Genomic DNA, 19,707 nt, shown 5'->3' with positions numbered 1-19,707 from the left:
AAGCCCTGACTAATTTTGCAAACTGGCCAGCAGTTTTTGGTGAATACCGCCAAAACTGCCGTTGCTCATAATCACCACATTGTCACCCGGCTGTAATTCTGCTGTCAGCTTTTCAAGTAAATCGTCATAACTGTGCTGCACAAAAACCGGCATTTCAAACTGTTCTTGCGCTAATTGCCAATTCCACTCTGGATCAATAAAAGCGTACACCGCATCGGCGTCAATAAACGACTTCGGCAAGGTGGCTTTATGAATTCCCATACGCATGGTATTGGAACGCGGTTCAAAAACCGCAATCAGACGCCCGCTTCGTTTACTATTATTGAGCTGTTTACGCGCCCCCTGCAAGGTGGTGGCGATTGCCGTCGGATGATGGGCAAAATCATCATAGATCTTGATGTCATTGACCTCACCCACTAATGTCATACGACGGCGAATCCCTTTAAAATCACTTAAAGATTCCACGGCCATCTTGGGCGGCACCCCACAATGCACTGCGGCGGCAATGGCACTAAGGGCATTGCTGACGCTATGCAAACCGGACATCTGCCAACGCACATCGCCCAGTTTTTCATTTTGATAAAACACGCTAAACGCCGAACCGTCGTCAGTAATCAATTCATAATGCCATGCATTATCGGCGTGTTCCTGACCTTGTTTTTCGACCGGTGTCCAACACCCCTTAGCGATAACCTCATCCAAAGCGGACTGGTTGTCGGGCATGACAATCAAGCCATTACCCGGTACCGTTCTAACAAGATGATGGAACTGTTTTTGAATATCCGCTAGGGAGTCAAAGATATCGGCATGGTCAAATTCCAGATTATTCAAGACGCAGGTCCGAGGGTGGTAGTGGACAAATTTGGAGCGCTTATCAAAAAACGCCGTGTCATATTCATCGGCCTCGACAACAAAAAACGGTGAATCCCCCAAGCGTGCCGAGACACCGAAGTTTTCCGGCACACCGCCGATCAGAAAGCCGGGATTTAAATCCGCATATTGAAGAATCCACGCCACCATGGAAGCGGTGGAAGTTTTACCGTGAGTTCCTGCGACCGCAATTACCCAGCGGTCTTTAAGAATATTTTCCGCCAACCACTGTGGTCCAGAGGTATAGACCTGCTGTGCGTTCAAAGTGGCTTCAACCTGAGTATGACCCCGGCTCATCGCATTACCGATGACCACCGAATCGGGTGATTGATTCAAAAACGCAATAGACTGGTCATCATCAACGGCAATACCGGCCTGTTCGAGCTGAGTACTCATAGGGGGATAAATCGCCTTATCGGAACCCGTCACAATGTGTCCCATCGCCTTGGCAATTTGTGCAATTCCCCCCATAAAAGTTCCTGCAATGCCTAAGATATGAATTTTTTGCGGTTTCACTAATTTATCCCTGCTCTTTACTTGCTCTATTCTAACGTTGCTCTTAAACTTTACGCTTATGAGCAAACCATCCTACTTATCCATTGATACCGAAGCGCAATTAAACGACTACTGCCAGCAGATTCTAGCAAATTCAGCTCTCAGTTGGCTGGCGATTGATACCGAATTTGTCCGTGTCGATACCTATTATCCTCAATTAAGCCTGGTACAGATCCAAGACTGCCTAGGTCAAGCAGCGATTATCGATCCTTTGGCGATCGTAGATACGGCGCAAACTGACAAACCGTTACACGCCTTGGTTGAGCTATTAGCGAACCCGAATGTCATCAAGGTGTTTCATGCAGCGCGTCAGGATATTGAGGTTTTGTATCAACTCGAAGGCATAATGCCGCAAGCGATTTTCGACACCCAAATCGCCGCCATTTTCAGACAACATGGTGATATAGCGGGGTTTTCCCGAGTAATTGAAAGCGAACTCGGTATTAGGCTTGATAAAAGTCAGACCCGTACCAACTGGCACCAGCGCCCTCTTACCGAAAAACAGATTGCTTATGCATTAGACGATGTGCGTTATCTGGCACCGTTGTATGAGAAATATCGTCAGCAACTCGATACGGAGCAATTAGCCGCTGTTGCCGAAGATTGTCTCGCTTTATTGGACAGCTCCCTCTACGACATTAACCCGGAAGAGGCCATTCAGCGAATCCGCGCGGCACGCAACCTTAAAGGCAAACATCTGGCTATTGCCCAAGTTTTAGCCCAATGGCGAGAGAGCTATGCACAAGAGCATGATATCCCGAAAAAATGGCCTCTGAGTGATGACTGTTTGATTCAGATTGCCAAACGCCCGCCGAAAACCGAAAAAGCGCTTTATAAGGTGCCTAATATCAAAGCATCCAGTGTTAAGGAGTTCGGCCAGCAATGGGTTGCACTGATTGACGAGGTATTTGCGCTGGATAGCGAGCAATTACCCAAAGCGCCACCGAAACAGGCGAAAGCGAGCGTGCAGGAAGAAATTCTTCTTGATGTTTTGTATGCCTACAGCCAACAGTTGTCGATAGACTATAAACTTAACACCACCCAGTTGATCAATAAAGACGAGCTTTTGGCGCTAATACGTCAACCGGATCAAACTAAACTGATCGGCTGGCGTCAGTATCTACTTGGTAGCACTCTGCAAAAATTATTGCGTGGAGAACTGGCAATCAAGCTACAAAACGATAAAATTTGTCTAGACGCTTAATTTTCAAGCAATATTGAAACGCTTCTCATAACCCTTAACCGATATCGTTAAAAAGGAATTCTTCGTGAGTTTAATTACCTCTGCGCCCCATGCAAAAAATGTCTTATACGCTCAGGCAGGCGGGGTTACCGCCGTCATCAATGCCAGTGCCGCGGCGGTGATTGAAACGGTTAAACAGTATCCAGAAACCTTTGGTCGCTGTTACGGTGCCATTAACGGTATAAAGGGCGTATTGGAAGAAGAACTGGTTGATCTGGCGCAACTGAGTGATGACGATCTGGAAAAGCTCAAAAGCCAACCGGGAGCCGCCTTAAAAGCCTGCCGTTTTGATTTGGATCCACTGGATCATAACCCCGCTCAATACGAACGCGTTTTAGAGGTTTTTAAAACCTATGATATCGGTTATTTCTTCTATAACGGTGGCAATGGTTCGATGGTTACCGCACAAAAAGTTTCCGATTACTGCTCTTCCCGTGGTCACAAGGTGATTTGTGTCGGTGTGGCGAAAACCATCGATAACGATCTGGATCTGAGTCACTGTAGCCCAGGGTTTGGCAGTGCCGCTAAATATTTGGCAACCAGTTTTATTGAAGCGACCATGGATATTCTCTCTATGCATGAAACTTCAACCAAGTTTTTTGTCATGGAGGCCATGGGACGCAATACCGGTTGGTTGACCTTGGCAGCGGGCTTGGTTAAGGATGTCGTTAAAGATGTCCCCTTGATCCTTTTACCGGCGGAAAGGGCTTTTGACAAGGAAGCCTTTCTGGCAAAACTCGATCACTTGATTGGCCAACATGGTTATTGTGTATGTGCCGTTTCCGAAGGTTTAATGGATAAGAACGGCGACTATTTATCGATCGCCAATATTGAACATACCCATGAACGCGACTATGTTCAGTTAGGCGGTGTCGGTTCGACATTGGCACATCTGGTGGGCGACCACCTTGACAGCAAGACTCACTGTGCGATTCCGGATTATTGCCAGAGATCGGCCAGCCACTTGGTATCGGCAATAGATTGGCAGATGGCCTATGATGCCGGCCAGCATGCGGTACTGGCAGCGGTTGAAAATCTACATGGCGTACTGCCTGTGATTCGTCAAACCAATGAGAGCCCTTTTGCTTACGACTTTACCAATGTAGAACTGCAAGAGGTGGCTAACCTAGAAAAGTTGGTGCCGGATGAATATCTAAGCGAAGATGGTATGGATATCAGCGAAGCCGGTCTGAATTACTTGCGCCCTTTAGTGCAAGGAGAGCGCCAAATTGCCTTTAAAAACGGCCTACCGGATTGCGCGCCGATTGAGTTTACCTATTTGCCAAGACAACTCAAAATTTACCACGCCATTAAATAGCATGAGTTAATCATTCTCAGCTCAAGCTTCATAAACGCAAATGCAATTACGTCCAGAGGCCTTGGCTTGATAAACGGCCTCGTCAGCTTGATGGATTAATTCGGCCAAATCGGTGTTTTCATTGGCATGCTTATAAGCGGCAAATTCGGTTTTCCAGTTATGCTCACTGCTCAGGTAATAGAGCATCGAAATCAAGACAAACAATAGCAAAATCCAGAGCAGCCCATTCACGCCATTCTGATACAGCCATTTTTTTTAAGGAAAACGGTTTTTGTATATCTGCTTGAGAGGAGCTGCGCTGCATTGCCCCCCCTTTTTGGTTGCCAACTTATGCAAAAATAGTATTTATCCTACTGAATACATAGGTTTTCTGTTATTTCATACTAACGCTTCAGCAAACCTAAAGTAATCAAATATATTTTGCGGTTAACTTATTTTTTTATAGCCCAAATCCTTTTATGTAGCAAACCATACGACTCAATCAAAGAAAAGCTTACATCTAAAATGAAATCAAACCGACCATTTACGGTCTTATATATTGAAAGCGCTCGGCCTTTTTGTCCGTACGCCAATAATATAACCTTTTGATACATAAGTTAAATCTAATATTTAAAGCTATTATCCGCTCAGATTTAAAAATTCAATTACCGGACTGAGTCAATCTGACGTATATTGAAACTGTAAAAAAATTAAATTCAAAAGTTGTTTTGCAATGCAAAACAGCAACTTAACTAGCACTAAATCTAGCATTTATTGGAGGGTAGTCAGATGTTACATTCACCTGCTGCATTACACACCCACGACCATTATTTGGAAAACGGCGAGCATGTCGTATCAAAAGATGTGCAATATTCGCAAGTATTCCACTGGTTGTCACAAGGCTGGCAAGACATGGCGCGAGCTCCAGGCATTTCACTGTTTTTCGGTGTGATTATGGCTGTTTCGGTCGCATCAGTATATTTTGCCTTTAGAAACGAACCGGTGATGATGTTCAAAATCGCCACCTTCTTTGTCATGTTATCGCCTTTTCTAGCGACGGGTTTATATTATGTTGCCCACCGCTTGGAAGAAGGCAAACCCGTTGAGTTTTTCGATGTCATCACATCTTGGCGAAGCAACCTTAGCAATATTGCTCTTTTTGCCTTATGTCTGGGTATTATCACAGCCATTTGGGCAAGAATTACTCCGCTGATTGCTGCCGTTGCGGTCTCGGACGGGTTGCTCATCGTAAACCCTGAACAAGGTCTGATGAGTTTCTTGACCTCGGCTCAAGGTATGGAATTTCTCACCATGTTTATGATTCTCGCCTCATTGGTATCTTTGCTGGTATTCAGCCTGAGTGTCATCACCATTCCATTGATGCTGAAAGACAACAAAATCGGAGCCATTTCGGCAATGATTCTGAGTTTTGAAGTGGTCATGGAAAACAAAGGCGTCATGGCCTTATGGGCTCTAGTCATCGGCGCCTTACTAACCCTTGGTATGGTCAGTTTAGGTGGAGCGATGTTACTCATTATGCCGCTACTCGGTTACGCCAGTTGGCATGCCTTTAATGATTTGATTGAAATTGATGACGGCTATCCAGCGATTAATCCGAGTTGATAGCCTCATAGCACAAGGATGTTAGACATGAGTCATAAACACAGAGTATCCACTGTGGCGATTATAGTAGCTTTGGTAATGATGAGTATCAGCACCTCATCGGCAATGATGCACTCACCATTAGCAAAAGCTGCTTTAACCTTAACTCATTAAGCTCTGGGTCAATAAACGCCCAGAAAATTATCAATAATAAATACACGACTCTTGGCCCTCGATTGCAAGAGGCTAGTTCAGTTACCGCCAGCAGCTCTGCTCTGGCGGTTTTTTATTGACATAAAAAAGCCCGAGTAACCCGGGCTTTGACAGGTAATATTTGCCACTAAAAACCTAAAATATAGTTGGCTTTAGGTTAGATTTATTTCGCTTCGTCAATCATGGTCTTGGTCTTGGTTTCCACTTCGGCGGCAATGCTTTTTAACGCTTCGTCATTATTCAGCATATCGAGCATTTTTACCGGTTCAATCATACCGATCTTGGTTTGCCCCTTCTCGGTAAACACTGAAATACGACAAGGCAGCGCCATATTTAAACGCATATCGATAGCCAATACTTGTGACGCCTTTACTGGGTTACACACCTCAAAAACCTTGCAGTCCTCTTTAAAATCAACGCCCTTAGAACGCATGGTTCCACCCAAGTCATGGATGTGTAACACACCGAATTGGTTGTTCGTCACTGCAGCCTGTAGATCTTCTACAGCCTGGTCGAAAGACTTATCTGTCTCTACCTGATAATACATACATCATTCCTTGTGTTATTGAGCTTGTGCCTGCCATAAGACAGTAAGGCACAGCTGATATTGATAGTAAATTTGTTCGCCTTAGGCTAAACGCCCCAGCGACCAGAGAAGTTGATAATAGTTTAGCCAAATTTGAGCCTTAAGTTGCGGTAAATCTCGCTGAATTCGATGCAGATGTCTTTGTGCATCCAATAAATCAAGGACATTACGGCGCCCGGTTTTCAAAGCCTGCTCACTGGCTTGCAACGCTTGTTGACTGGAAACCAAAGCCTGCTGCAAAGCCTGATAACGGCTTTTGCCACTTTGAATGCCTATCCAGGCATTATAGGCCTGAGATTGTAACCGCAAAGCGACCTGGCGTTTTTGTGCCTTGATCGACAGGCTCTGCTGACGCTGTTTAGCAATGCTTGATTCGCTTTTACCGGACAGATAAAGCGGCACATTCAAACGTATACCAGCACGAGCGCCGCGCATATCATCATAAAAATTCTTATCCGAATCGTTATACACCAAGGCACCAAATGCTTCGACCTGAGGCCCATAAAGGTTTTCGATCGCCTTCTCTTGCTGATAAGAGGCGTTGGTTTTTGCCGTTAATCCCTGTAATGCAGGATGAGACTGAACCAGTTGCCACCAAAATTGATCACTATTGATATCACTCTGCGCACTATTCAGCGCCAGCAACTCGGCTTTCAGCTTATCCACATCAAACAAGGCAATTTTGTCGCCCTGATCTGCAGCATGAGTTAATAACTCGCTGCGCTTATGTTGCGCCAAATAAATTTTCAGCTCGCGTAACGACTGTAACCCCAGCTGGGCGAGCAAGGCGGCTCTAGTACGTTGCAAATCCGCTTGCGCCTTCAGCAACTCTGCCTCATTAAAGTCAAGACGAGAGCGTATCTCGGCAATATCGTTCAAATCTTGCAGACCGACCTGAAAACGTTGCTGCAGCTGTTTAATAATATTATTGATGGACGATTTCTCTTTTTGCAGATAACGCAGATTCTCCTGTTGTTGCCAATAATCAATATAAAGGCTCGCCACCTGCATCACCACCTGTTGCTGTTGTTCAACGATACCCTTCTGTTGCGCCAAAAATTGATATTTGGCGGCCTCGCGGTTATCTTGCTGATGAGGTTGATACAAGGAGTAAGTCGCTACCAGCTGATTGGCGGTGCGCGCAAAGCGTTTTTCCGACATTACCGAATAGCTCAATTCCGAGTTGAGCATAACCTGAGCACCCAATTCACTCTCAGCCTGCTGCAAACCATAATAGGCTTGCTGTTGATCAGCCTGCCTTTGGAGAATCGCCGGACTGTTTTGCAGCGCCAAATTGAACAAGGGGCTTAGACCCATATCCATAGTTTGCAATCCGCCTTGATGCGCTGTCGAACCCTGCCCTATTGCCGTGGTACTGACTAAAAAGGTCAAGGCAACGGCAGCACTCAATTGATTCAACAAGCCTGCAACCTTTAACGAACTATTGTGTCGTGTCTTCATCAACATAATCAAGCCTCCTCCGTTAATGAACCTTGAGGAATAAGAGATTCATTCGATTTGCGTTTTTTTAACCTTCTGGCATAGATCCAATAGGTCAATAACGGAATCATCGCCATGGAAACGACCGGTGCCGAAATCATGCCTCCGATCATCGGTGCCGCAATACGTTGCATCACATCCGCACCTGTGCCGTCAGTGAGCATAATCGGCAGGAGACCGATAACAATCACACTGACCGTCATCGCCTTAGGTCTGACTCGCTGCACCGCGCCTTCCATAATTGCCGCACGCAGATCTGCACCGCTATGGAGTCGGTTTTCCTGCTCGGCTTTGGCTATAGCGCCACGCAGGTACATCTGCATCACCACACCAAATTCGGCAGCCACACCAGCCAATGCAATCATTCCCACCGCGACCGCGATTGAAAATTGAAAATCCAACCACCAAAGAAGCCAAATCGAGCCCATTAACGCAAATGGCAAGACCGCGAGGATCATCAAGGATTCGGTGAGGTCTCTAAAAATCAGATATAACAACACCAGAATAATCAGTAATGTCAAAGGTACGATCTCGGCCAGCTTTTGCTGCGCCTTAAGCAGGTATTCATACTGTCCAGACCATTGAATACTATAGCCTGACGGTAACGACAGCTGCTCTGTTACCTTTTGCTGGGCATTTTCGATATACCCCACCAGATCGGTATTGGCTTTAATATCGACAAAGGTCCAACCGTTCAAACGGGCATTTTCCGATTTAATCATAGGCGGGCCATTGCGTAACACGACTTTGGCCACCATACCCAATTGGATATGAGCACCACTGCCGGTGACAATCGGCAGCAAACGTAAGGCTTCAACCGAATCACGCCATGACTGCGGGTAACGCAAATTCATGCTGTAGCGCTCACGACCTTCAATAGTGTTTTGCAACACCTTACCGCCCACTGCGGAACTGACAATATTGGCAAGCTGCTGCATACTCAAGCCGTAACGAGCCGCCGCTTCACGGTCGGGCAATATATCAATATAACGTCCACCTTCTGCGCGTTCCGAATAAGCCGAAAGCGTGCCCGGCAATGGATTGATTATGGCTTCAATCTGTTTACCGATCTTTTCGATCTGCTGCAAATCATCTCCGCTGACCTTAATCCCAATCGGCGTTTTAATCCCGGTCGAGAGCATATCGATTCGGGTTTTGATAGGTTGTACCCATGCATTGGTCAAGCCGGGGAAATCAACTGCCTGGTTAAGTTCGGCAATCAATTTTTCCAACGTCATGCCTTCTCGCCATTGCGACTTGTCTTTCAACTGGATAGTGGTTTCGATCATCGTTAAAGGCGCCGGATCGGTTGCGCTATCGGCACGCCCGATTTTACCGAATACGGTGTCAACCTCAGGAAACCCTTTGATAATCGCATCGGTCTGCTGCAATAAACTCTGTGCATTACCGATCGAAAGCCCCGGCAGGGTTGTCGGCATATAGAGTAGATCGCCCTCTTCCAACTGCGGCATGAACTCGGTGCCAGTATTGCTCCACGGAAACCAACTGCTCAGTAACGCGGCAAAAATCAGCGCCATAGTGGTTTTTGGCCAGCTCAACATTTTATCCAGCAACGGGCGATACAACATCACCAAGCTTTTATTGATGGGGTTTTTCTCTTCATAAGGCAAACGCCCACGAATAAAATAGCCCATCAATACCGGTACCAGGCTGATCGCCAAACCGGCTGCCACCGCCATAGCCAGGGTTTTGGTCAAAGCCAACGGGGTAAATAGGCGACCGGCTTGTTCCTGTAGCGCGAAAATCGGTAAAAAGCTCAAGGCGATAATCAACAAGGATAAAAACAACGGTTGACCGACCTCTTTAGAGGCTTTCAAGACCAGATCCCAATGGGTTTTACCGCTGGCGTACTCACCATGCTGCTGATGATAACGTTGCAGGTGTTTATGGACGTTTTCGATCATCACTATGGCGGCATCCACCATGGTTCCAATGGCGATGGCAATCCCGCCTAAACTCATGATATTGGCGGTCACCCCCATCTGCTGCATAATAATAAAAGCTCCCAAGACGCCTAATGGCAAGGAGACAATCGCCACCAATGCGGAACGCAAATGCAATAAAAAGAGCAGTGATACCAAGGCCACCACAATCATCTCTTCTACCAGCTTTGTTTTCAGCGTATTGACCGCCCGTTGAATCAGGTTGGAACGGTCATAGACTTCGACAATATCCACACCATCTGGCAAACCGGAGCCTAAGGAGTCCAACTTGGTTTTGACATCATCGATCACTTGCTGGGCGTTTTCACCGGAACGCATCACCACGATACCGCCGACCACTTCACCTTCTCCATTGAGCTCAGCCAGACCGCGACGCGGTTTGGCTCCCAACTGGACGCGGGCAATGTCTTTCAATAACAACGGGACATTATTTGCCGAACGGCGGTTCAACGGAATCTGCTGCAAATCCTCCAGCTGGGTGACATAGCCTTTGACCCCGACCATATATTCGGCCTCGGACATCTCTATAACCGATGCCCCCATCTCGATAGCGCTTTGGCTAACCGCCTCTTGCACTTGCTTTAGTGTCAAACCATAAGCGCGCAGCTTATTCGGATCGACCACAACCTGATATTGCTTGACCATGCCGCCGATTGAAGCGACTTCGGAAACACCGGGTACAGACTGTAGTTCATACTTTAAGAACCAGTCCTGTAGCGTGCGCAGCTGTGATAAATCCATTTGCTGGCTGCGATCAACCAGCGCATATTGGTAAACCCAACCGACCCCGGAAGCATCAGGCCCTAAAATAGGCTGCACGTCTGCCGGCAGCTGGCTTTTCACCTGACTCAGATACTCGAGTACACGTGTGCGAGCCCAGTATGGATCAGTTCCGTCTTCAAATAACACATAGACATAGGAATCACCGAAAAATGAATAGCCGCGCACCGTTTTCGCCTTCGGTACCGACATCATTAAACTCGAAATCGGATAGGTGACCTGGTCCTCAACCAGTTGAGGGCTTTGACCGGCATAAGGGGTCTTGATAATCACCTGAACATCGGACAGATCGGGAATCGCATCCAACGGCGTTTTTTCCAGCGCTTTCCAACCGGCAACAGCTATCGCCAAACTTACCAGCAAGACCAGAATACGATTATTAATGGAGGCTTGAATAATATAATTAATCATAAGGCTTCCTACTCCTGCACCGTAGGGCTGTGATTGCTGTGATCAGACATATCCATTAGTTCGGAAGATTGCGTTTCTACCGACTCAAACCCTTTTGTTCCAGTATTATCCGTTTCCTGGTCGGCGCTCATGTCCGTTGACATCAAACGGCGCAGATTGGTTTGAATCTGACTCTCCGAATCAATCATAAATTGCCCGGAAATAACGATTTTATCGCCAACTGACAGACCTGAAATTACCTCGACAATACCCTGACTCTGCATACCTAACACCACAGGTTTGACATCAAACTTGCCTGCGGGGTTTTGCACCACAACTCGCTGGGTATTTCCGTCATCAATCACCGCTTGCAACGGTATTGCCAACACATTATGTCGCGGACCACCATAAATGGCGACGTCCACCAAAGTGTCCAATTTAAGAGGTGGATTACCGTTGCTGTCTTTATTCATCAGAGGGATACGCACCTTAACGGCCTTGGTAATAGGGTTGGCATCCGGATAAATATGACTGATAAAACTTTCCCAAGTCTTTCCCGGATAAACATCTGTGCTCACTGCAGCGGTTAAATTATTCTTGATCCAAGCCTGTTGTAACGGCAAGACTTCGGCCTCGATCCAGACACTATCCAAATTGGTTAGGCTCATTAACTCGGTGGCAGGACTGACATACATACCATTTTGCACTTTTAGCTCGCCGACATAACCTGATTGTGGCGCATAAATAGGCACCTGATGCATTGGTTGGCGTTTTTTGGCGATAGCTTGAATGGTTTGTTCATCCAACCCCAATAATTGCAGACGTAGGCGTGCCGACTGCAACAGCGATTTAGCTTGAGCGCCTAATCGGCTTTGAGTGACTTGTAAAAAATCATCTTGCGCCGCGACGATTTCCGGTGAATAAATCTTGTATAACAAAGCACCCTTATTGATATAGTCACCATCATTACGGACCGATAGATCACTAATCCAGCCCGAGGCGCGAGGGTGAACATGAACCCCTTTGGTTTCATCTGCGACCACTCTGCCAAAAGTAGGAATGTATTTCCAAATGGTTTGCTGTTGAACTCTTGCGGTGCGGATAGCGAATTGTTGGCTCATCCCATTCGACTGCCCTGCTGATAGAGCGACCGATGCACTTTCGGTAGAGTCTTCTATCAACTGCTTGACCAGATCCATACCGCAAATCGGACAAGTTCCCTCATGGTCACGGACAATTTGCGGGTGCATAGGACAGACATATTTATAGTTCGCACTCGAACTACTCGCTGATGAATCGGATTGCGTATTCGCCTGTGCCCCAGTTTGCAGGCCAATCGTTACCAACAATAAGGCTACAAACAGGTATAGCAGTGCAATCAAGCGCTTAACACTGCCAGCAGATAAAAGTGTAAAAAAATGCATAACTATCGCCTCTCGATATGTCTTGCTTAAATCGTTCAGTTACCAATCATTTAAATTATGCCGATAACTGTTTAATTTGTATAAATTTTGATAAATAGAAAATTTCTAAGATTCCCGTAACAACACTTTTCAGCATGTCAGGAAAAGGCGGAATCGTTTTGCTGTATAAATGATAGCAACCGCTACGCTGAGGAAAGTCTCATGCAACGAAAAAGTCGAATCGCCTCTGATAAAGAGAGATTAACCTTTAGGCGGGATATCTTCTTGAGGTAAAAAGATTGGTCGAATCGATACTGTATAAGTATCTGCGGTAGCGACAGCAAGGCTAAGAACCTGCCATGAAGACTGCGATACCGATAACATATTTTGGCTTAATACATGGTGACAGCCAGTGGCACAGACACAATCTTCGCCGCACATAGGGCAAGCATTTTGCGTACTTTGTGAATCACAGCAGTCATGGGCAGATTTGTCTATAGCTGTCTTGGCCGTCATATTGTGATGACAAGCGTGAACGTCTTCAGCCAATAGCTTTGCTGCCACTGTATCGGAAGAACCGGCTGGATTAAATGGCTTTGTCATTGCCTGAGAGACACCGGTAAACAGGTGGCTGATCAACAAAGACATCGCAATAATGAGTTTTACGCTTTTCATAAGTCAGGAGTTTAGAGTAAAAAAACTACCAATTCAAGCTCTAAGACCCAGACCAACAATGAACAAAGTCTTAACGATGGATTCTCTGTTTACGGCACACACCAAGTCACTTTCGCTTCAGAATCATGACCGGTCAAGCAGATTTTCAGATTGCTTTACAGGCATATAAGTGGCTGATACACTTGCTAAATAGATAAAAAAATTACTTGTTATTACTTAACAACACACTGGGCAAGTAAATAAAGTAAACCCCAATTTGGCGGACTTATTTAAGCTTCGGTCAGAGCAACTGCTTTAACTTAAACGGTAATGTACTCAGGAGAACGGAACAATGATTCGCATGCTCTTCCCGGCGGGGATGGTCTCAGTGCTGATGCTCGTTTCCTCGCACAGTTATGCACAAAATATCGTAATCGGTGTTGTGCCCCAGCAAAGCCCTTTGGTGCTTTTCAAAAAATGGCAGCCATTGGCCAAATTCCTGTCCGAACAAACCGGTTACAAAGTTCAGTTCAAAACAGAAAAATCAATTCCTGAATTTGAAAACGTACTCTATCAAGGCGGTTATGATATCGCCTATATGAACCCCTACCATTACGTTGTCGCCAACAAACGCCAGGGTTATCAAGCCGCTTTAAGACGAAAAGGCGACATACGCGGTATTTTGGTGAGTCGATTGGATGATGATATCTCGTCTATCAATAAAGGCGCCGAGTTCTTGTTTCCTTCTCCCAATGCGTTTGCCGCGACACTGGTAATGAAGTATGAACTGAAACATAAATTCAATGTCGATGTAGAGGCTTTGGGTCATTATAAATATGTCAATTCACACGATTCGGTCTACAAAGGGGTTGCCAGAAAAATTGGTGATCTGGGCGGCGGTGTGGAAAGAACTTTCAATAACTTCAAATCCAGCTCCGACAAACCTTTTTTAAAGGTGCTTTATACCACCAAAGGTTATCCAAGCCACCCGATTGCCTATAAAGCGGATATGCCTGAAGAGGTAAAAGAAAAACTGACTGAGGCGTTTCTAAGCCTACCGCAAGGTATTCTCGACAATTTAAGCATGCAGGAGATACAGCTCACTGATGACAAAGAATATGATGCGATCAGAGAGATTGCAAAATCCTTAATGACAGAATAGAACCATGAAATTTCGCCACCAGTTCATATTCTCTTTTATTCTAATCCAAGCGGTATTCATCTTGCTGATTGTCCTGTTTAATATGCACAATCTGAAGAGCTCATCGCAAAAACTGGTTGCTCAACAGATTGTAAGCTCGATGGACCTGTTATCGGAAATCGTCAAGACACCGATGCTGGTAGGTGATCTGGCCACATTGGACGATGCCACACAAAACTTTGCCTCTTTTGAGAACATTATTCAAGTCAGTATTTTCGATCTTTCCGGTAACTTACTCTCCAGTGCCAAAGATAATGACAACAGCTCATTGTCTGGTGCTAAATCCGCAAAAGACCATTCCCCCTATTTTGAATACCAACGCGGCATTAAGATTCCCGAAAACGAAAAATTAATTCAGGTCACCTATCCCATCAGCATTGATAGCGAAACTATCGGTAGCGTGCAATTTTTGTTCGATAACAGCCAGCTCAGCGAAGAACTCTTTAACGCTGAAGCGATTAGCTACGGTCTTGTGCTGTTCTCGATTATGGTAGGGATACTGGTGGCTATTAGCATGGGAGGCAGAATTACCCGCGCCCTGCATCGTCTGATTCAATTTGCGCAATTTATTGCTCGCGGTGAAGACACCCCGATTCCTAAAAAAATTATTCAAGGCAATGATGAACTGGCTTCGCTGGCACAAGCCATGAACGATATGCAGGAACAAATCAAACTGCGCACCAATTCATTAATTACCGCGGAACAAAAAGCGCTACGTGCCAATCAAGCCAAATCGGAATTTCTTTCCAGCATGAGCCATGAATTACGCACGCCGCTCAATGCGGTAATCGGTTTTTCGCAATTGCTGGCATTGGATGAACTCGCTGATGACCAAAAAGAGTATGTCGATGAAATCAATAAAGCGGCGATTCACTTGCTTGACTTAATCAATGAAATACTCGATTTTGAAAAAATTGAATCCGGAAAAGTTGATTTAAATATCCAAGAGTTGGACGTCGATACTTTATTAGATGAGTGTTTTTCCTTGATTCAACCTTTAGCAAAAAAGAAAAACATTGAATTGAGGTTTGCGCAAAACACAGATCAATCCATTATCGAAACCGATCGAGTACGTTTGAAGCAATCACTGGTTAACCTACTTAGTAATGCCGTCAAATACAATGAGGACAGTGGTTTTGTTGAACTCGCATGCAACACAGAAGACGACATCATCATCTTCAAAGTATTAGACGGTGGCAGAGGCATAGATAAAAAAGCTCAAAAACATCTATTTGAACCTTTTAATAGACTTGGACAGGAAACGGGAAGCATTGAGGGAACCGGAATCGGTCTATCGATTACCAAAACCCTGGTAGAGTTGATGCAAGGCAGAATCCGCTTTGAAGAAAACTCACCTAAAGGCAGCTGCTTTATTATTGAAATGCCAATAAAACAGCCGCAAAACAATCTCTAGCGGTGATATCAAGACCGGATCCATATATCGCCTGTTTTGCCGATTAGACAGTTATCCAATATCATCTTTTAGCTGCTCGGAGATTTCTCGAATCTCCGGCAATAATTCTACAAAGCAGTCAACCAAATAAGGGTCAAAATGCTTACCCTTTTCTTCCACCAATAAATCTATTGTTTCCTCTATTGACCAGGCTCTTTTGTAAGGGCGTTCCGAGGTTAAGGCATCAAATACATCAACAATGGCAACAATACGACCGGAAATCGGAATCTGATCTCCGCTAAGCCCTTTCGGATACCCCTTACCGTTATATTGTTCATGATGAGTCAAGGCGATTTCATAAGCGTATTGCAAAATAGGTGCTTCCGAATTGGCTAGGATATCGGCCCCCATTTCGACGTGCTGTTTCATCAAGCTATATTCGTCATTATCCAACTTTCCCGGCTTTAATAAGATATTATCCGAGACACCGATCTTGCCTAAATCATGCATTGGAGCCGCCAGTTTAATCAAACGGCATTGCTCTTCGCTCAACCCGGCTTTTCGCGCCAGCAATTCGGCAAACATACTGACTCGTTTGACATGGTTTCCGGTCTCGTTATCTCTATATTCGGCAGCGCGTCCTAGTCGATAAACCACTTCCAGGTGGGCTTTTTCGATCTCTTTGGTGCGTTCTTGCACGCGTTGCTCAAGTTCATTGGCATAGTCGATTAATGAGCGTTTTAACAACCAATTTTCCAAATGAATCTGGCAACGACTGATCAACTCTTTTTGGTTGAACGGCTTGGTAATGTAATCACTTGCGCCAAGATCCAATGCCTTATTGATCATAGCGCTGTCAATTTGTGCGGTCACCATAATGACCGGCGGCATCAAACGTTCGCCATAGTGTTTTTTGATAATTTCCAATACAGCGAACCCATCCCGTACGGGCATATTGATATCCAGTAAAAACAAGTCGACACTATGCTCTGTGATTATCTGGTCGACATCCAGAGGATTGCTGGTTGTCAAAATATCTTCATATTGATGCACCATTAAAAGCTTTTGCACCAGCTTTAAGTTGACCTCCTTATCATCAATAATCAAAACTTTTGCTTTTTTCGGTTCTACAGTCATTGCAGGTAAGCTCGCTTTTTTCAAAAGTGGCAAAACATCGTTTAGGTTAAGCTCCGTCTGCAAATTAAAAAAGCGATCCAAATTACTTATATTGAGTCCATTCAATTTGAGTAATTCAGATTAACTTATCACGTGCTTGACGAAGCTTTGAGCAGTTTTCTAGAAATATAACAGTACTCATTCAAAAATCTAATTAATAACATCAATAGGTTGTCGTCATACATTTATAGGATAATCGAATTAGATACGAGTGTTATAAAGATCAATCGATGATGTTTTTATAAATTGCGCTTATTCCCTAACTCTAAAATCAAAGCTTGCCGCTCTTCATTCAGACGTTTAAGTCTTTGATGATCCAGTAATACATCGGTATGGGTGGCAATTGCCCTTAAAGGGCGAATCGATTCGACATCAATCTCGATCAAACGTTCCATGATTTGATCGACTCTTGCTTGATTCGGTTCAATACCACTATGGGTCACTTCGAGTTCTGCTTGCTGGACTTCGAGCAAGACTTGTTCATAGGCTTCGGCTGATATTTCAATCCAATCCAAGTGAATCAAGTATTCTTGGTCTGGAGAAATCGCGAAAACCTTGCGGTTCCTTCCATCTTTGAAATAACGCATATAAACCTCCTTGCCAAAGATCACATCCAGCCGTAACATCCGCAGAAAACTTGCAATCTACCTTGTCCAAAGTTTAAAAAGGCTCAGTGACATCATCTATTATTCAACTACTTAGTCATACTCAGGTCAATCACAATAATTTTTTCACCGTAGCAAAATAACGGGCAAAACTCACCTTTATTCGCCTTATTCAATTAAAATAACGGCTCATATCGCAGTAAGAAAATTGGGTAAAAAAAAGCTATTTTGGTAAAAAACGGTCGACAATCGCAGTTAAACCACTCAAACTATCTGGTAATTATTTAACTACCAGCTGACAACACAACCCTATTTAATTATTTTCCACAGCACGCTACAGACTTGCATGCTGATCAGTAAACGACTGTGCTGCATTCAAGGTTTAAGCTTAAACAATTAGGCCACAGCCTCTTCCAAATTAAACAAACGACTCCCAGAACACTTATGAATACACTCAATGCTGAACAACAAGCTCAATTAAGTCGCCGCATGAACCGTGAACGTTTAGCGCGCAAATCGGCTGAACGCTTGCTGGAACGTAAAAGTCTTGAGTTGTTTAACATCAATCAGTCGCTGCAACAGACCAATAATGAAATTAAAAAACTCTCGGTTGCTATAGAACAAAGCCCGAATGCGGTGATTATTACCGACACCGATGCCATTATTGAATACACCAATCCAAGCTTTAGCCAGTTAACCGGCTGGCAGGCAGACGAGATCAGAGGAAAAAAAACCAGTATTTTATCTTCTCACCTGACTCCCGATTCAACCTATAAAAACCTCTGGGAGACCATTACCAGCGGACAGGTCTGGCATGGTGAAATCTATAACAATAAAAAAAATGGCGAGCAGTACCTTGAACATGTGACCATTTCACCTATTTTTGATGAGAACCACGAAATTCGTCACTATCTGTCGATCAGTGAAGATATCACCCTGAAAAAAGAGTATGAAAAACAGATTCATCAGCTGGCACACCATGATTCTTTAACCGGCTTGCTGAATCGCTATAGCCTATATGACCGTCTAAAACATGAGATTGATAATGCTGAACATCAAAATGCGCAGTTGGCGGTGATGTTCCTTGACTTGGATCGCTTCAAACCGATAAACGATACATACGGACATAAAGGTGGTGATCAACTGCTGGTTGAAATTGGTCAACTGCTAACCGAAGTGACTGCTGAACATTGCACTATTCTTGCCAGACTTGGTGGTGATGAGTTTGTTGCCGTGATTCCATTTTTGGAAGACCCCATTATTGCGGCAAAACTTGCGCAAGACATTCTTACGGCACTGGAAGAACCGATTCAAATTGATAAAAAACATAAAGCACAAACCTCAGCCAGCATCGGCATAGCCATCTACCCGAATGATGGCCTTTCCGCCGCCGAACTATTGAAAAATGCCGATACCGCGATGTACCACGTTAAAGACTTGGGCCGAGGTGACTACGAATTCTTTACCGAAGATATGAATAAAGCGGTGGAAGAAAGACTTATTTTAGCTCGGGAACTGAAACTGGCTGTCGCCGAGAATAAGTTGGAGCTCTATTATCAACCTAAAATCACTCAGGAATCCAATCGGTTGTGTGGTGTCGAAGCCCTGCTGCGTTGGAACCATCCTGAACTGGGCTTTATTTCACCGGAAAAATTTATCCCCATTGCAGAAGATAACGATTTAATTATCGAGCTCGGTCTATGGGTAATCAAGAGCGCTTTTGCCCAGCTGATAAGCTGGCAAGAGAAAGGACTGCCGAGCATCAAAATTGCCATTAATATTTCAACCAAACAACTGCAAACCCAAGGCTTTGTTGGTTCTGTCGAGCGGGCTTTACATGAGTTTCAGGTGCCGCCGCAGCTGATTGAGTTTGAAATCACTGAATCGGCCGCAATGGATGACCCACTTAAGTCCATTGAAAACCTCAAGGCATTACGCAATATCGGCATTGATATTGCCATTGACGACTTTGGTACCGGTTACTCCTCCTTGGCCTATTTAAAAAGTTTGCCGATTCAGGTGTTAAAAATCGATAAATCGTTTGTCATGGCCATGGATAAAGATGAGAACTCTGCGGCGATTGCCAAAGCGATTATCTCTTTAGGGCATGATTTGGGCTATAAAATTGTTGCCGAAGGCGTAGAAACACAACAACACATTGACGCCCTCTCCAGTTACCATTGCGATCTACTGCAGGGTTATTTCTTCAGCCGCCCGTTACCGTCCATTGAAATGGAAAAATATATGCTCTCGGCAGACATCTGTCGTCATTAGT

Annotated in this window: 15 protein-coding genes; 6 read left to right on the top strand and 9 right to left on the bottom strand. The window is 44.8% G+C overall.

Annotation, left to right across the window (positions count from 1 at the left end):
• Positions 1-9: 9 nt before the first annotated feature.
• The gene (mpl, locus tag FE785_RS03740; RefSeq protein WP_138564488.1) at positions 10-1,386 is read right to left on the bottom strand and encodes a UDP-N-acetylmuramate:L-alanyl-gamma-D-glutamyl-meso-diaminopimelate ligase; all 1,377 of its coding nucleotides are present in this window, start codon (positions 1,384-1,386) and stop codon (positions 10-12) included.
• A 58-nt stretch (positions 1,387-1,444) separates the two neighbouring features.
• On the opposite strand from mpl, the gene FE785_RS03735 reads away from it, so the two are divergent.
• Positions 1,445-2,629: a ribonuclease D gene (locus FE785_RS03735; RefSeq protein WP_138564487.1), complete on the top strand. Its 1,185-nt coding sequence runs from the start codon at positions 1,445-1,447 to the stop codon at positions 2,627-2,629.
• A 64-nt stretch (positions 2,630-2,693) separates the two neighbouring features.
• The gene (locus tag FE785_RS03730) at positions 2,694-3,986 is read left to right on the top strand and encodes a 6-phosphofructokinase (protein WP_238696354.1); all 1,293 of its coding nucleotides are present in this window, start codon (positions 2,694-2,696) and stop codon (positions 3,984-3,986) included.
• 21 nt (positions 3,987-4,007) lie between these two features.
• Here FE785_RS03730 and FE785_RS03725 read toward each other — a convergent pair whose 3' ends face one another.
• Positions 4,008-4,217, bottom strand: coding sequence for a GGDEF domain-containing protein (locus FE785_RS03725; RefSeq protein WP_138564486.1), 210 nt, complete (start codon positions 4,215-4,217; stop codon positions 4,008-4,010).
• 537 nt (positions 4,218-4,754) lie between these two features.
• On the opposite strand from FE785_RS03725, the gene FE785_RS03720 reads away from it, so the two are divergent.
• Complete coding sequence (locus FE785_RS03720) at positions 4,755-5,588, top strand: DUF2189 domain-containing protein (protein ID WP_138564485.1); 834 nt, start codon at positions 4,755-4,757, stop codon at positions 5,586-5,588.
• Between the two features lie 355 nt (positions 5,589-5,943).
• Here the strand turns inward: FE785_RS03720 and FE785_RS03715 are convergent, their stop codons facing one another.
• The 5 genes from FE785_RS03715 to FE785_RS03695 all read right to left on the bottom strand — a co-directional run bounded on the left by FE785_RS03715 (position 5,944) and on the right by FE785_RS03695 (position 13,078).
• Entirely contained in the window at positions 5,944-6,327 is a 384-nt protein-coding gene (locus tag FE785_RS03715; RefSeq protein WP_138564484.1) for a DUF302 domain-containing protein, read from the bottom strand.
• 81 nt (positions 6,328-6,408) lie between these two features.
• The gene (locus FE785_RS03710) at positions 6,409-7,833 is read right to left on the bottom strand and encodes a TolC family protein (RefSeq protein ID WP_138564483.1); all 1,425 of its coding nucleotides are present in this window, start codon (positions 7,831-7,833) and stop codon (positions 6,409-6,411) included.
• 2 nt (positions 7,834-7,835) lie between these two features.
• Positions 7,836-11,021, bottom strand: a complete 3,186-nt coding sequence (locus tag FE785_RS03705) for an efflux RND transporter permease subunit (RefSeq protein WP_138564482.1) — start codon at positions 11,019-11,021, stop codon at positions 7,836-7,838.
• Between the two features lie 8 nt (positions 11,022-11,029).
• Positions 11,030-12,424 carry an efflux RND transporter periplasmic adaptor subunit gene (locus tag FE785_RS03700; RefSeq protein ID WP_138564481.1) on the bottom strand — a complete coding sequence of 465 codons (1,395 nt, stop codon included), beginning with the start codon at positions 12,422-12,424 and terminating at the stop codon, positions 11,030-11,032.
• 240 nt (positions 12,425-12,664) lie between these two features.
• Positions 12,665-13,078 (bottom strand): hypothetical protein, encoded by a 414-nt coding sequence (locus FE785_RS03695; RefSeq protein WP_138564480.1) that lies wholly within the window; start codon positions 13,076-13,078, stop codon positions 12,665-12,667.
• Between the two features lie 331 nt (positions 13,079-13,409).
• On the opposite strand from FE785_RS03695, the gene FE785_RS03690 reads away from it, so the two are divergent.
• Both FE785_RS03690 and FE785_RS03685 read left to right on the top strand, forming a co-directional pair.
• A complete protein-coding gene (locus tag FE785_RS03690; RefSeq protein ID WP_138564479.1) occupies positions 13,410-14,219 on the top strand; it encodes a phosphate/phosphite/phosphonate ABC transporter substrate-binding protein in 810 nt (269 codons plus the stop codon).
• A 4-nt stretch (positions 14,220-14,223) separates the two neighbouring features.
• Entirely contained in the window at positions 14,224-15,672 is a 1,449-nt protein-coding gene (locus tag FE785_RS03685) for an ATP-binding protein (protein ID WP_138564478.1), read from the top strand.
• Positions 15,673-15,723: 51 nt separating this feature from the next.
• On the opposite strand, the gene FE785_RS03680 is transcribed toward FE785_RS03685, so the two are convergent.
• Entirely contained in the window at positions 15,724-16,788 is a 1,065-nt protein-coding gene (locus FE785_RS03680; protein ID WP_138564477.1) for an HD domain-containing phosphohydrolase, read from the bottom strand.
• Positions 16,789-17,066: 278 nt separating this feature from the next.
• On the bottom strand, positions 17,067-17,414 hold the full coding sequence (locus FE785_RS03675) for a hypothetical protein (protein ID WP_138564476.1): 348 nt from the start codon (positions 17,412-17,414) through the stop codon (positions 17,067-17,069).
• A 462-nt stretch (positions 17,415-17,876) separates the two neighbouring features.
• On the opposite strand from FE785_RS03675, the gene FE785_RS03670 reads away from it, so the two are divergent.
• Positions 17,877-19,706 carry a putative bifunctional diguanylate cyclase/phosphodiesterase gene (locus FE785_RS03670; protein WP_138564475.1) on the top strand — a complete coding sequence of 610 codons (1,830 nt, stop codon included), beginning with the start codon at positions 17,877-17,879 and terminating at the stop codon, positions 19,704-19,706.
• Position 19,707: the final 1 nt, after the last annotated feature.

Origin of the sequence: Thiomicrorhabdus sediminis, from assembly GCF_005885815.1 — a bacterium.
Classification (GTDB): domain Bacteria; phylum Pseudomonadota; class Gammaproteobacteria; order Thiomicrospirales; family Thiomicrospiraceae; genus Thiomicrorhabdus; species Thiomicrorhabdus sediminis.
The sequence above is the reverse complement of the archived record's forward strand: the minus strand, read 5'-3'. Positions and strand labels throughout refer to the sequence as shown.

What these genes read in the sequence shown, in the direction of transcription:
- FE785_RS03715 (WP_138564484.1), bottom strand. Translation starts at nt 6,327, where the DNA reads ATGTATTATCAGGTAGAGACAGATAAGTCTTTCGACCAGGCTGTAGAA.
- FE785_RS03710 (WP_138564483.1), bottom strand. Translation starts at nt 7,833, where the DNA reads ATGTTGATGAAGACACGACACAATAGTTCGTTAAAGGTTGCAGGCTTG.
- FE785_RS03670 (WP_138564475.1), top strand. Translation starts at nt 17,877, where the DNA reads ATGAATACACTCAATGCTGAACAACAAGCTCAATTAAGTCGCCGCATG.
- FE785_RS03705 (WP_138564482.1), bottom strand. Translation starts at nt 11,021, where the DNA reads ATGATTAATTATATTATTCAAGCCTCCATTAATAATCGTATTCTGGTC.
- FE785_RS03695 (WP_138564480.1), bottom strand. Translation starts at nt 13,078, where the DNA reads ATGAAAAGCGTAAAACTCATTATTGCGATGTCTTTGTTGATCAGCCAC.
- FE785_RS03685 (WP_138564478.1), top strand. Translation starts at nt 14,224, where the DNA reads ATGAAATTTCGCCACCAGTTCATATTCTCTTTTATTCTAATCCAAGCG.
- FE785_RS03700 (WP_138564481.1), bottom strand. Translation starts at nt 12,424, where the DNA reads ATGCATTTTTTTACACTTTTATCTGCTGGCAGTGTTAAGCGCTTGATT.
- FE785_RS03680 (WP_138564477.1), bottom strand. Translation starts at nt 16,788, where the DNA reads ATGACTGTAGAACCGAAAAAAGCAAAAGTTTTGATTATTGATGATAAG.
- FE785_RS03690 (WP_138564479.1), top strand. Translation starts at nt 13,410, where the DNA reads ATGATTCGCATGCTCTTCCCGGCGGGGATGGTCTCAGTGCTGATGCTC.
- FE785_RS03720 (WP_138564485.1), top strand. Translation starts at nt 4,755, where the DNA reads ATGTTACATTCACCTGCTGCATTACACACCCACGACCATTATTTGGAA.
- FE785_RS03735 (WP_138564487.1), top strand. Translation starts at nt 1,445, where the DNA reads ATGAGCAAACCATCCTACTTATCCATTGATACCGAAGCGCAATTAAAC.
- FE785_RS03675 (WP_138564476.1), bottom strand. Translation starts at nt 17,414, where the DNA reads ATGCGTTATTTCAAAGATGGAAGGAACCGCAAGGTTTTCGCGATTTCT.